The following is a 12,581-nucleotide window of genomic DNA, read 5'->3' as shown; positions in this document are numbered from 1 at the left end:
AGAAGATAGACGGAAAACCGTTGGAGTTTGTCGGACGATTAGGTGGACACGACAAAAAAAACATACACTTTCCAGTACAATTGTTCTTCGGTTGTTCAACAAATCATGATTCTCATCATATGCTCGCAGACTGACAGCTGTCTGTATCCTCTGCAGCGCTTGCCTGCCTCATGTGCTGTCGGTAAAACGCAAAAAAACCGTAGCAGTCTTTCGACTGTACGGTTTTCCGTGTATGGTTGATACGGTTGTCAAAGTGAACTAAACACGCTTCGCGCCGCGTCCTCCGCGTTTACCCTCGGTGTTCTTTTTCAGCGACGAAATGCGTTCCTCACTATCTTTCAGGAAGCGTGACATTTTATCCTCAAATGAAGGTTTACCCGGTGCAGGCTTGAAAGAACGGCCTCCACGATCACGGTTGAAACCACCACCACCGCGTCCTTGACTTGGACCTGAACCTCCACCGCCGAAACGGTCTCCTCCACCTGTTCCTCCTGTACGCTCCGGTCTTGGAGCTCTTGGCGGACGGGCTTCACTTGCCGGCTTGTCAATCGTTTGCTTAATGGAAAGTCCAATTTTGCCATCTTTGTCAACATTAATGACTTTCACCGTCACGACATCATTAATCTTCAGGTGGTCGTTAACATCCTTAACGTAGTTATCGGCGATTTCCGAGATGTGAACGAGACCCGTGACACCTCCAGACAAATCCACAAATGCTCCAAAATGCGTGATGCCTGTCACTTTGCCCTCTAACTTGGTGCCCACTTCAATTGCCATAGAATAAAATGATCCTCCCTTAAAATATACAACCGATTTTTTGCAAAAAAATCCCGCTGTGGTGATTTGATTATACAAAATGGCGGAACTAAGGTCAACTAAGCATTGGCCCGATCATGCTCCTATTTCTGATCTCCGATGATCGGCGTCTCTTCCGGTTTGTAGAGACCATATTTGCTTCTGGCAATCTCTCCAATGTATTCGGGGTCCTTGAGACGATTCACTTCGGTTTGAAGCTGTTGTTCTGTTTGTGTAGCAGCTTGCTTCTGCTTTTCCTTCTGGGTGAGCTGTTCACTTCGATCAGCCATAGTCATCTCTTGAGAAAAAAAGGTGAAAATGGCCCAACTACCAAAGGCGGCAAGCGATAGCAACCAAATCATGATTCGCCTGCGCCCGCCCGCGTTGGACTTGGACGTAGGAGATGAATGGCGATCTACAGACGAATTACGCATGATACTACCTCCTTCCAAACCATTTTTTTGCTGTGTTTTTCAATCTGATGCCGAGCTTCACGAGTGGCTCTGGAGTCTTCCAGCGCGCTTTGAGCGGACCGATTAGCCATAGAATCGGCTTCCAAACTGGCATCAAGATGTATATCAGCATCCTTCCCAGGAACACGATAAGTGCCCATGTCCATCCGACCAGCTTGCGTACCAGCCGATACAGCGCCAACACCGGAAGAACAATCAGGATGCGCAGTATGCTGTTCACGATCAACGTCAGTCTGCGGACGATCTCTAATAACATTACCACAAAACGTTGGGTTGTAACACTAAAGGCCCAAAAATAGAGCCAAACCCCCAAAAGTAGTCCTAAAAAGACATAAAACCGCAGCTCACCGCGATTACTCGCGTACAGCACACGGAAAATAAACAGCGCCGAGGCCACCCAGTACAGCACGTCCAACATATGAACGCTCCAACGGGCAAAATGAAAGCGGATGGACAGCACCCGGTAGCTGTCAAACACCACTCCCATGGCTATGCCCGACAGCAGCATCCACGTCAACGTCAGCCATTGTGTGTAAGGGTTCATTTGAAGAGCTTGCCGAATAGGCCTTTTCCATTTTTGGCTGGGGCCCCGGGCTCCAGGTAGACGAGGGAATGAATCTGACCTTCAATGGACAGCAGCCCCTCTTCCAAACTGAGGTTTTTGATATGTAAATGTTGTCCGCGAATGGTGAGATGGCCCAGCTCGGTCTGAAGCAGAAACTCTTCACTGTCAAAGCTCTCCACATTGCTGACGCCTGAAATATCGAGCTGTTTGCGGCCTTGCATGCGCAGATCGTGGTGCTTGGGCTTCCCTTGTTCAATCATGGCATGTACCCCTCCTTCTGTTCTTAGCTTATGAGAGGGGCCATATGATTTAGAACTGCTTTTGCTCTACATCAGCATACTTTGCAGTAGAAAGCTTATCATCTACAGAAAAAAGCACCCCTTCATCAAATGATGAAGAAGTGCTTTCATGTACAGCGTGATGAGAAAATCCGATGCCTGCTTACCAGTTCAAACCGTTCTCCCTGGCGATAGGCTCTTCTTTCACCAAAGTGTACATACTTGCAGCCTCGTCCTTGCGTGTGGTGTCGGCGAGCCGTTCCACTCGCACAGTCACCAGCTTTTGGCCAAATTGGACGGTGATCTCATCGCCTACTTTGACCGCACTGCTTGGCTTGGCTTCGCGTCCGTTCACCACCACTCTCCCCTGTTCGGAGACATCCTTGGCTACAGTACGCCGCTTAATCAGCCGCGAGACTTTCAAGAATTTATCAAGACGCATTAGTTGACGGCTTCTTTAAGCTTATTACCGGCTTTAAAAGCAGGAACGGTCGATTCTGGAATTTCAATCGTGTTACCGGTTTGTGGGTTGCGGCCTGTACGGCTGGAACGCTTGCGCGTTTCAAAAGTACCAAAGCCGATCAGTTGCACTTTGTCGCCACTAGCGAGTGCATCTGTAATTTCACCAAGAACGCCATTCAATACAGCTTCAACGTCACGTTTGCTCAAACCGCTTTTGCTGGAAATATTGTTGATCAAATCTGTCTTGTTCATAGATAAAAGCCTCCCAAATGTCAAAAAATAATCATCACGCTGCATGTCCATATATGGAGCAGACGTGAGGTCAAACTGCGGCCGAAGCCTCTCTGAATTCAACTGTAGCACGTTTGTCTGTAAGCTACAGTTATTTTCAGAATTACTACAAGTTATTCTGGCTTGTCCCTAAAAATCCTGCTATGGCAGGTGTTTTTTTATTGGACCCCAGTTAAGCCAACATCCTACTACAAAACGCTCCCCATTGGCAAGTCTTCACAAACCCGCTGTGCTTTTAAACCGGGATGCCTCGAAATCAGTATGCCTTCAAGCCGGGTATATTTTCAACCCTGCACCGGAGCATGGTGCAAAGGAACGGCATAACTAAGCTCTATCAGGGAGCTTTTTAGCCTCTTGCCAGTAGATTTCCATTTCTTCTACGCTGCTGTCCTCAGGACGACGTCCCTGCTCACGTAATTTTTGCTCAATATACTGGAATCGTTTTACAAATTTTCGATTCGTGGCAGACAACGCCTCTTCCGGGTCTACTCCCATAAATCGGGCTGCATTCACAGCAACGAATAATACATCACCCAGCTCCAGCAACTGTGCTTCTACGGAATGTCCTTCACGGACTGCTTCCTTCAATTCAGCCACTTCTTCGTCCAGTTTGTCAAATACACCTTCAATGCCATCCCAGTTGAAGCCTACTTTAGCTGCTTTCTTCTGAAGCTTGTACGATTTCATGAGCGCAGGCAAATCACGTGGAACACCATCGAGTACAGAAGGCTGTGCAGATGCTGCCCCTTTAAGCCGTTTTTCCTCAGCTTTCATCTGCTCCCAGTTTTGCAGCGCCTCTTCCGCATCATTCGCCTGATTGTCGCCAAATACGTGCGGATGGCGGAAAATGAGCTTATCATTCAGCCCTTGAATCACGTCATACACATTGAAGGTTCCAACTTCCTCTTCCATTTGGGCATGCAGCAAAATTTGCAGCAGCAAATCGCCCAGCTCCTCCTTCATATGCTCAGGGTCATCCTCATCTATCGTTTCGATGACTTCATACGTTTCCTCGATCAGATTTTTGCGGATGGACTGATGGGTCTGTTCACGATCCCACGGACACCCTTCCGGGCTGCGTAAAATATCGACAATCTCGTGCAGACGATCAAAGGATCGACGCTTGAGCGTCTCATCCTCACTACGTGGTATGTACACCAGGGACAGGTTTCCGTAGCCCTCCACCCGATCCAGCTCGTACAGAGGCACCTTATGTACCGCTTCCTCACCTTCCACCCCAAGAGCGTGGCCGACATACACTTCATAATCGTCAGGATAACGTTCCATCAAGCACAGCTTTACATCGGATGCAGTAAAGGTGTCATATACTTGTCCGATCAGCGTGTGTAGCTGAGGCTGAAGCCAGCCCGCATCCAGTGTTCCCGCATCCAGCAACTGGAAACCCTCAATCGGATCAAATCCAAGTCGTACAAAAGCTTCATCCAGAAAGCTTTCGCCGCCCAGGATGTTCAGCTTGATGCCTTCCCCGGGACAACGTTCCTTGAGCAGCTGTACCGCTGCTTCCGCCACCATCGGGTGACCGGGAACAGCATAGACAATTTCGCTTCCGTCCACCGCCTTGGCAGCCGTTGCGATCAATTGACTGGTAATTTCCTCATATACTTCTGGAAAAGATTCCTTTGTCTCATACACCGTGTCAAACGACTCAAAAGCCACTTCAAACTCATCCAGCACTTTAACCGCCGGATGCTCCCTTGTCCGCAGGTACAGCGCTGAAGCATCCCGCATTTTGTTCAATATCCCTATCGTAAGCTGATCGGGATCTCCCGAGCCCAAGCCTACGACCGTTAATGTTACGCTCATATCCCATCCTCCGTTCCGCAGAAACAAGGCATGCTCCGAAAAATACACAGCGCATCCCACTTCCGCTTCCTTTCTTTGTCATTTACTATATCACAAAGTTGTATAGACTCGTAAAGTGACCGTGCCGCTCCGCTCCGCAAGCGGCACGGCCAAGGCTACGCCAGCACGCGCAGCCGCCGCAGCGCGGCTGCCAGCGGGCGTCCGAGCTTGGGCACCGCCACAAGCTCGGCCTCCGTGATCAGCCTCAAGCGAGCGAGGCCGATCACGAACACCAAGGCGCCTGCAGCTACGCCCAGCAGGCTTTCCGCTGCTGCTGTGGCACGGCCACCAGCAGCCCATCCCAAGGCACCCAGCACAGCGCCGGTGCCCCAGGAAGCCGCCACAGCCGCACAGGCCAAGGCGGCCAACAGAGCCGCCGGCTTGAGCACGCTGGCGGACCAGCTTCCGCGCAAGCCCACGAGGCGGGCCAGCAGCGCGATGTTGATCACCGCCGCCAGCAGATAGGCGGCGGCTCCCGCGATGGCGGCTCCAGCCGTGCCGAGCTGCGGCACAAGCAGCCAGTTCAGCAAGGCCTTGGCTGCGGTGGCAGCGAGCATCGCCAGAGCTGGCGCGCGAACTGCGCCAAGCCCTTGCAGCAGGGCCGCCGAGATGATGCTGAGCGTGCCGCCTACGGCGGTCAGCGCCATCCAGCGCATGATCTCGCTGCCGGTACTGTCCGCGTACAGCATCACATTAACGGGCACGGCCAGCACGATCAGACCTGTCGCAGCGGCCAGCCCCAGCAGCCAAAACCAGCGCAGCGATTGCTCGCACTGGCGACGCGCCAGCTCCGTGCCGCCGGTCACCCGCGCCTCTGCCAGCGATGGAATGAACAATGCCGACAGGGTAGTGGCAAACATCATGACCAGTTGCACCAGCGGCAGACCCCGGTTATAGACGCCGAAGGCCACCATAGCCGCCGTATCGTCCAGGCCCTCCTGCTTTAACAAACGGGGGACGGTGAACGTGTCTACCAGGTTAATTAACGGAACGGCCAGTGCTCCAAGGCACACAGGCAAGGCATAACGCAGCAATGCTTTTAGCAAAAAGCCGCAGCTCTCGGTTCGCTGGGCTTCTCCAGCCTGTTCCCTCACTGCCCCGGCTGCACTCTCCAGCACACCTGATACGACAGCACGACTGCCACTCGCCACATCATCCGCTGTTCTTTCTGGGGCACCAGCATGTCCTGTCGCAGTCTCCTGTATGCCCATCTGCTCGATCTTCCCCACAGGCCGCGAAGCCTGCTCAGACAGCTTCTCCTGCCTTGTGAGCTTCTTCCTGTGGTTGCGCCAGAATAACAGCATGACGACCAAACCCGCTGCACCGCCAGCGGCTGAACCAAACACAGCTCCAGCGGCAATCATATCCGCCCCCGCTCCCTGCGACAGCATGAGCAGCAGCAGTACGATCATCACACTGACCCGTACCGCCTGCTCCGTCACTTGGGAGACAGCGGTCGGGATCATATTTTGCAAGCCTTGAAAATATCCTCTCAGCCCTGCCATAACCGGCACGAACAAAAAGGCAAACGCCGCCGCCCTCACCGATGGAATGACATGAGCGTTATCGATCCACAGACTGATTAACGGGGCACACGTATACATCAGCACTCCCAGAATCAAACCGAAGATGCTCAATACCAGCGAAGATAACCGAGCAATCCTTTGCCCTGCTGCCCGGTTTCCCACCGCCTCATACTCAGCTACAAATTTTGATATCGCTGCTGGAAATCCGGCAGCTGCAATGGTAATTAACAGCGTATAAAAGGGATAAACCGTATTATAAATACCAAACACACCGTCGCCACCGATATTTTGTAGCGGAATTTTTTGCAAAGTACCGATCAGCTTGCTCGCTACTGCCGCCAGTGTCAAAATGACAGCACCCCGTAGCAGCCGCGAAGCGGCGCGATTTTCCTGCATTCCCCGTCTCCACTCCTACCTGAAATATGCATCTTACACGATTCCTATTATACCGCCTCTTCTCCCGGAAAGAAAAAAAACCCTGTACAACGGAGGACGGCTTTCGCCATCCTGTACGCCATACAGGGGGTGAAACGGGGTGTTACTGTTCCATTTGCTTGCCCAGGAAGCCAGCGGCCGTTTCAGCCATTTTGATCTCCATTTCGGACATTTTTACATTCTCGTCCTTGTTCAGCAAAATAACCGAACCAATGGGATCACCACCGGAAACAATGGGAGCCGTCACAAAGGACGAGATTGTTTCTTCGTGGTCACGAGTTAGCTCATAGGAGCCGCTGGCTGTTTCCAGCACCGTTTTGCGATTATCCATACTATTTTCGATAATGCTGCCAATCGGCTTGTCCAAAAACTCCTTTTTGGAGCCTCCAGCCACCGTAATAATGGTGTCTCGATCGGTAATCATCGTAATATGGCCTGTGCTTTCAAACAGGGACTCAGCATATTCTTTGGCGAAATCACCAAGCTCACCGATAGGTGAATATTTTTTCAAAATGACTTCTCCGTCACGATCCACAAAGATCTCAAGCGGATCTCCTTCACGAATTCTCAAGGTGCGGCGAATTTCCTTCGGAATAACTACACGCCCAAGGTCATCAATACGGCGAACTATACCAGTAGCTTTCATTTCACATGTTGCCCCACTTTCCCAAGAAGAATTTAGTCAACTACTGACGGTATCGAAAGACGCTTCCGCTCCCCCGGAAGCGGTCACGAAGAACGTCACGGTCATGGTGTTTATGGTGATATCTGACCATAGTATTCATCTGTTCCCAATTCCTTATGCATGTTCAGTTATTTACCTTCGTTTGTAGCCCCATCTTTAGCTGTTCCTGCCTTGGTATCGCTGGTACCACCCGTTGTTCCGCTTGGCGCAGTCGTGCTGCCTGTGCCCGGAGTGGTGCCGCTTTTCTCTTCCGCAGCAGGTGCCTTCGGCAGATTGATTTTCAAATTAAGCTTCGGTAAATCCTGTGTCATGAAGTTTTGAACGCTATCTCCCACTAATTTACTTTTTAAGGCCTCTTTTTCGTTGTCCTTCAATTTATCAAACGTCGGCTCATTGCGGGATTCCACTTTGATGATGTGATATCCATATTCCGTTTCCACCGGATCACCGATTTTGTTAATCGGCTGGGTTTCGGCTGCCTTTTTAAAAGCAGGCACCCATTGCGCTACGGACGCATTTTCATACAGACCGCCATTAGACGCAGAGCCTGGGTCCTCTGAATATTTCTTGGCAATTGTCGCAAAATCTGCTCCTCCGTCCAGCTTCGCCTTCACTTCCTTGGCCAGCTTGAGAGCATCTTCCTTTTTACGTTCTTTGTTCGTTTTTGGATCTGTGAAATTAATCAATACATGGCGCACGCTTGCGGTCGTGAATTGATCTTTATTTTTCTCAAATTCCTGTTTCAACTGATCGTCTGTTACTTTGTTAGCTTCACTGGAAATAACGGTCATTATACGGGTAAAGTAATCTTTTACATCTTGCTCGGTCAACTTTTGTTCATTTAAAGATGACTTAAACTTAGCATCACCAAGGGACTTTTTATACTGCTCAAATTGCTCATTTCCATTTTTAGCCCCCTCCTCCTTGGCCTTAGCATCTGCCTTGGCAACCAGTAGCTTGTACAACACTTCTTGCTTCACAACTTGTTCACGCATTGGTTCGGAGCTAATAACAGACTCATACTCTGGCGAAAGGAATTTCACCATACTAATCGCACGATTAAATTCCGCTTCTGTAATGGTTCCTCCCGTATAGGTCGCGACAACCGTACTGTTGTCCTTCGGCTCGTCCTTGACCTTACTCTCATCAGCTTGCTTTGTACATGCCGCCAGCACGGATATAGCCAGCAGCGCTGCCATGCCCAAGGAGAGCATTCTCCAAGGTTTCCTTTTATTTAGTTGAGACATTTTGCAGTTCCTCCTTCAATGTGAATGCTTCTTTCAATGCACTCAAAAATTCCTCCAGCAGTTCTAGCAGTTGTGCATCGTTCAGACCTTTACCCTTTATGCGTGCGCTCATAGAAGTACCCTGTTCAAATTGTACACGTCTTTCAAAGCGATTGCCAATCTCGGCAAGCCTGGCAGTCTGCAGCGCCTGCTGGCGCCCTTCGTGGAATTTCAACACCATATTGTCATCCCGTTGGACAATGGACTCGATGCCATACATCCGCCCATATACCTTGAGACGAGCCACGGCCAGCAAATGACGCACTGCCTCCGGCAGATCGCCAAACCGATCGACCAACTCATCCTCCAGCTCGGAAGCCTCGTCAAAGGTACTGACTGCCGCAACTTTTTTATAAATCTCAATCTTCTGAATGCTGTCATAAATATAGTCTCCCGGCAGGTAAGCATCGACGCTCAAATCAATCGACGTACTCCAAGTCCGATTCGACAGATCCTCTTCTCCAAGCACGCTGACTTTACGTTTATTAATCTCCTCAGCCAGCATTTGTGAATAAAGATCAAAACCGACGGATGCGATGAATCCATGCTGCTCTGCACCCAGCAGGTTACCCGCTCCGCGAATGGACAAGTCGCGCATTGCAATCTTGAATCCGGAGCCCAGCTCTGTAAACTCCTTGATGGACTGTAGGCGCTTCTCCGCCACTTCCGTAAGCACTTTATCCCGCTGGTACGTGAAATAAGCATAGGCGATCCGGTTAGAACGGCCTACACGACCACGGAGCTGATAAAGCTGGGACAGGCCCATTTTATCGGCATCATGCACAATGAGCGTATTCACATTCGGGATATCCACTCCGGTTTCGATAATGCTGGTGCTGACCAATACATCATATTCACCATCCAGGAAGTCCAAAATGGTCTTCTCCAGCTCGGTTTCGGACATCTGTCCATGGCCCACCCCCACCTTAGCCTCTGGCACGAGCGCGTTGATCTCAGCAGCCATTTCCTGAATGCCCTGCACACGATTGTACAGGTAGTATACCTGCCCTCCACGTGCCATCTCACGTTCAATAGCCTCGCGTACCAGCGTCTGGCTGTGCTCAACCACATAAGTCTGCACCGGAAACCGGTTTTCAGGCGGTGTCTCAATGACCGACAGGTCACGCACACCCAGCATAGACATATGGAGCGTACGCGGAATAGGCGTAGCCGTTAACGTCAGCACGTCTACATTCGTTTTCAGCTTTTTCAGCTTTTCCTTGTGCGTCACGCCAAAGCGCTGCTCCTCATCGACAATCAGCAGCCCCAGATCCTTAAACACCAGATCCTGTGAAAGCAGACGATGGGTACCAATGACAATATCAACCGTACCTTGCCGAACTCCCTTGGTCGTCTCATTCTGCTCTTTGCGCGAGCGGAAACGGCTCAACACCTGAATGTTGAACGGATACCCGGAAAAACGCTCACGGAACGTCTCATAGTGCTGCTGTGCCAAAATCGTCGTCGGTACCAGTATCGCTACCTGTTTGCCCTCAATAGCAGACTTAAAAGCAGCCCGAATAGCAACCTCGGTCTTGCCGTAGCCTACATCACCGCACAGCAAACGATCCATCGGGCGGCTCTGCTCCATGTCCTTCTTAATTTCTTCAATGGCCCGAACCTGGTCACGGGTCTCTTCATACGGGAACATATCCTCAAATTCCTGCTGCTCCGGTGAATCCTTTTCAAAAGCAAACCCCGGTGCCGATTGACGCTCTGCATACAGCTTGATCAAGTCATCTGCAATATCCTGAACCGAGCTGCGCACCTTGCTTTTAACTCGTGTCCACTCATTGCCGCCCAACTTATAAATCTTGGGCTCTTTGTCCTCCGAGCCAACATACTTCTGAATCAGATCAATCTGTTCAATCGGCACAGACAGCTTATCGCCACCCGCATAGAGAATGTGCATGTAATCCTTGTGGATGCCGCCAACCTCCAACGTGCCAATCCCCATGTATTTCCCGATCCCATGATTCTGGTGTACGACATAATCGCCCACCTTCAGCTCGCTATAGCTCTTAATCCGCTCAGCGTTGTCCACATGGCGGCCCTGTTTACGCGCTTTGCGCTGCTTCTGGGAGAACATTTCCCCTTCAGTAATGACCGCCAAATGAATGGATGGCATCTCAAAGCCGCTTTGCAGATTGCCAATAGCCATCGTAGGCTCATCAATGCCGTAGTCTTGAAGTACCCGGCGCATTCGATCCAGACGTTCCTCTCCGCTTGCCAGCATCATCACCTGTGTGCCCGCCTTGCGCCAACGATCCATTTCCGCCTTGAGCACATTCATTTGACCGTGGAAATCCTGCATGCCCCGGCAAATGAAATTTAAAATATTTTGCGGCTGGGTATGCGGAACCTGGCGAAGGAAGATCGACAGGAACAGAGTCTGAAATCTTCGATTATATAGCAGATTGTCCGAGTTATCCGATAGCTCCAGTTGCGGTAGCGTTTTACCGTTTTGAAGCAAATGCAGGTTCCATTCAGACTCATCCCGCTCCAACTGCTTGGCCGTCTCCAGCATTCGCGCCGGTTCATCGATCACCAGAATCGTATCCTCCGGCATGTAATCCGCCAAGGTTTTACGTTCCGGATACAGTAGGGAGATATATTTATAGATTTCGTCAAAATACATATGCTCCCGCAGCAGCTCAATTTCACGATGGATCTCTTCTTTCAGATGCTGCTTGGCTTGACGATCGGTCATTTTGGCCAGCTGCTCCTCCAGCAGAATCGCAGCGGCATCCGCTGCCTGATCCATACGCTCGTTGCTCGCAATCACTTCCTTGCACGGTGTTACGATGACGTTCTGCACCTTTTCTATTGAACGCTGATCTTGTGGATCAAACATACGGATGGAGTCAATTTCATCATCAAACAGCTCCACACGGTAGCCCCAACGGGTTGTCATTGGATAGAAATCAATAATTCCCCCGCGTACACTCATCTCACCACGTGACTCTACACGTTCTACACGCTGGTATCCCATTTCGACCATATGCAGCAAAAACGACTCTAGCTGAATCGTCTCGCCTTCTTTCAGCTCGATACGAGCCTCACGCCATGTTTCTGGAATCGGCAGTAAACGCCGAACACCAGAAAAAGGCACAACAACAACCCCACGAAAACCCTGGGCGCATCGTATCAATACATCAATTCGTTGGGTTAATGTCTCTGGGCTGGATATCGCTGCTTCAGCAGCTACCAGTTCGTTAGCAGGATACAGTAAAACCTGATCAGGAGAAAGCGCTTCCTGCAAATCATCTGCTATTTTTTGAGCGGAAAACATATTGTGCGTCATGACCATCAACGGTCGTCCGGTATCTTCGGCTAGCGCGGCCATCAGTACCTGTCTGGAAGAGCCGGACAAGCCCGATATCAACTGTTCCTTCATGCCTGATGATATGCCTGCTGCAATGGATGCATAATCAGCATCCTTCGTAAAAGCCTGAATAAGTGCTTGTAACAAAAAAGGCACCCCTTTATGCTTATAAATAGTTACATGTAAACCGAAAAAGAAGCCTCAGCAATGCTGCCAAGGCTCCACAAGCGAAAAATATCGCTTCACCTCTCAAGCTGGTACATCTCACCAGTTGAATACCTGTTATTGGAGCGGATTTACGAGCAAACTCAGCTCCGGGTTATTTTCCAGCGCTTGACTGCAATGCTCGCAAATGACTTTGACAGTCACTTCGCCGCCCGAATTATACGCTATTATATCTCTACGCTCGGCAGGGGTCAAGGAATGGAAGCCCAACCTTTCTTCGGTTATTGCCGCCGAATCAATGCGTCCCAAGAAAGTTCGACAATGTCTGCATACATAATTAACAATCATGTAATGTATATGCCTCCTGAAAGTTTTCTATACCTTTCAGTATGTCCAACAATCTTCCATTTAAGCCCGTCTGCCTCTGCCTGA

The 12,581-nt window shown here is 50.3% G+C and carries 12 protein-coding genes; all 12 read right to left on the bottom strand.

Going from position 1 to position 12,581, the window contains the following annotated elements; all coding sequences use genetic code 11:
* Window positions 1-258 precede the first annotated feature (258 nt).
* The 12 genes from BAZ21_RS24795 to BAZ21_RS24740 all read right to left on the bottom strand — a co-directional run bounded on the left by BAZ21_RS24795 (window position 259) and on the right by BAZ21_RS24740 (window position 12,497).
* On the bottom strand, window positions 259-777 hold the full coding sequence (locus BAZ21_RS24795) for a S1 domain-containing RNA-binding protein (RefSeq protein ID WP_025721295.1): 519 nt from the start codon (window positions 775-777) through the stop codon (window positions 259-261).
* A 122-nt stretch (window positions 778-899) separates the two neighbouring features.
* Window positions 900-1,229 (bottom strand): FtsB family cell division protein, encoded by a 330-nt coding sequence (locus BAZ21_RS24790; protein WP_007428032.1) that lies wholly within the window; start codon window positions 1,227-1,229, stop codon window positions 900-902.
* A 4-nt stretch (window positions 1,230-1,233) separates the two neighbouring features.
* Window positions 1,234-1,812: a spore cortex biosynthesis protein YabQ gene (gene yabQ / locus BAZ21_RS24785; protein ID WP_068505548.1), complete on the bottom strand. Its 579-nt coding sequence runs from the start codon at window positions 1,810-1,812 to the stop codon at window positions 1,234-1,236.
* The gene (gene yabP / locus BAZ21_RS24780; RefSeq protein WP_068505547.1) at window positions 1,809-2,093 is read right to left on the bottom strand and encodes a sporulation protein YabP; all 285 of its coding nucleotides are present in this window, start codon (window positions 2,091-2,093) and stop codon (window positions 1,809-1,811) included. Before yabP ends, yabQ begins: the two co-directional genes overlap by 4 nt.
* A gap of 181 nt (window positions 2,094-2,274) precedes the next feature.
* Window positions 2,275-2,553, bottom strand: a complete 279-nt coding sequence (locus BAZ21_RS24775) for an RNA-binding S4 domain-containing protein (protein ID WP_007428029.1) — start codon at window positions 2,551-2,553, stop codon at window positions 2,275-2,277.
* Complete coding sequence (locus tag BAZ21_RS24770) at window positions 2,553-2,825, bottom strand: HU family DNA-binding protein (RefSeq protein WP_007428028.1); 273 nt, start codon at window positions 2,823-2,825, stop codon at window positions 2,553-2,555. The genes BAZ21_RS24775 and BAZ21_RS24770 overlap by 1 nt, the downstream gene beginning before the upstream one ends.
* A 363-nt stretch (window positions 2,826-3,188) precedes the next feature.
* Window positions 3,189-4,688 (bottom strand): nucleoside triphosphate pyrophosphohydrolase, encoded by a 1,500-nt coding sequence (mazG, locus tag BAZ21_RS24765; protein WP_068505578.1) that lies wholly within the window; start codon window positions 4,686-4,688, stop codon window positions 3,189-3,191.
* A gap of 155 nt (window positions 4,689-4,843) precedes the next feature.
* The gene (locus BAZ21_RS24760) at window positions 4,844-6,649 is read right to left on the bottom strand and encodes a putative polysaccharide biosynthesis protein (RefSeq protein ID WP_068505546.1); all 1,806 of its coding nucleotides are present in this window, start codon (window positions 6,647-6,649) and stop codon (window positions 4,844-4,846) included.
* Window positions 6,650-6,791: 142 nt separating this feature from the next.
* On the bottom strand, window positions 6,792-7,334 hold the full coding sequence (gene spoVT, locus BAZ21_RS24755; RefSeq protein WP_068505545.1) for a stage V sporulation protein T: 543 nt from the start codon (window positions 7,332-7,334) through the stop codon (window positions 6,792-6,794).
* Between the two features lie 167 nt (window positions 7,335-7,501).
* The gene (locus BAZ21_RS24750) at window positions 7,502-8,620 is read right to left on the bottom strand and encodes a peptidylprolyl isomerase (protein WP_068505544.1); all 1,119 of its coding nucleotides are present in this window, start codon (window positions 8,618-8,620) and stop codon (window positions 7,502-7,504) included.
* The gene (mfd, locus tag BAZ21_RS24745) at window positions 8,604-12,131 is read right to left on the bottom strand and encodes a transcription-repair coupling factor (protein WP_068505543.1); all 3,528 of its coding nucleotides are present in this window, start codon (window positions 12,129-12,131) and stop codon (window positions 8,604-8,606) included. Before mfd ends, BAZ21_RS24750 begins: the two co-directional genes overlap by 17 nt.
* A gap of 135 nt (window positions 12,132-12,266) precedes the next feature.
* Window positions 12,267-12,497, bottom strand: coding sequence for an anti-sigma-F factor Fin family protein (locus BAZ21_RS24740; RefSeq protein ID WP_013308128.1), 231 nt, complete (start codon window positions 12,495-12,497; stop codon window positions 12,267-12,269).
* Window positions 12,498-12,581: the final 84 nt, after the last annotated feature.

The organism is Paenibacillus kribbensis (assembly GCF_001705305.1).
In the GTDB taxonomy this organism is placed as follows: Bacteria; Bacillota; Bacilli; order Paenibacillales; family Paenibacillaceae; genus Paenibacillus; species Paenibacillus kribbensis_B.
The sequence above is the reverse complement of the archived record's forward strand: the minus strand, read 5'-3'. Positions and strand labels throughout refer to the sequence as shown.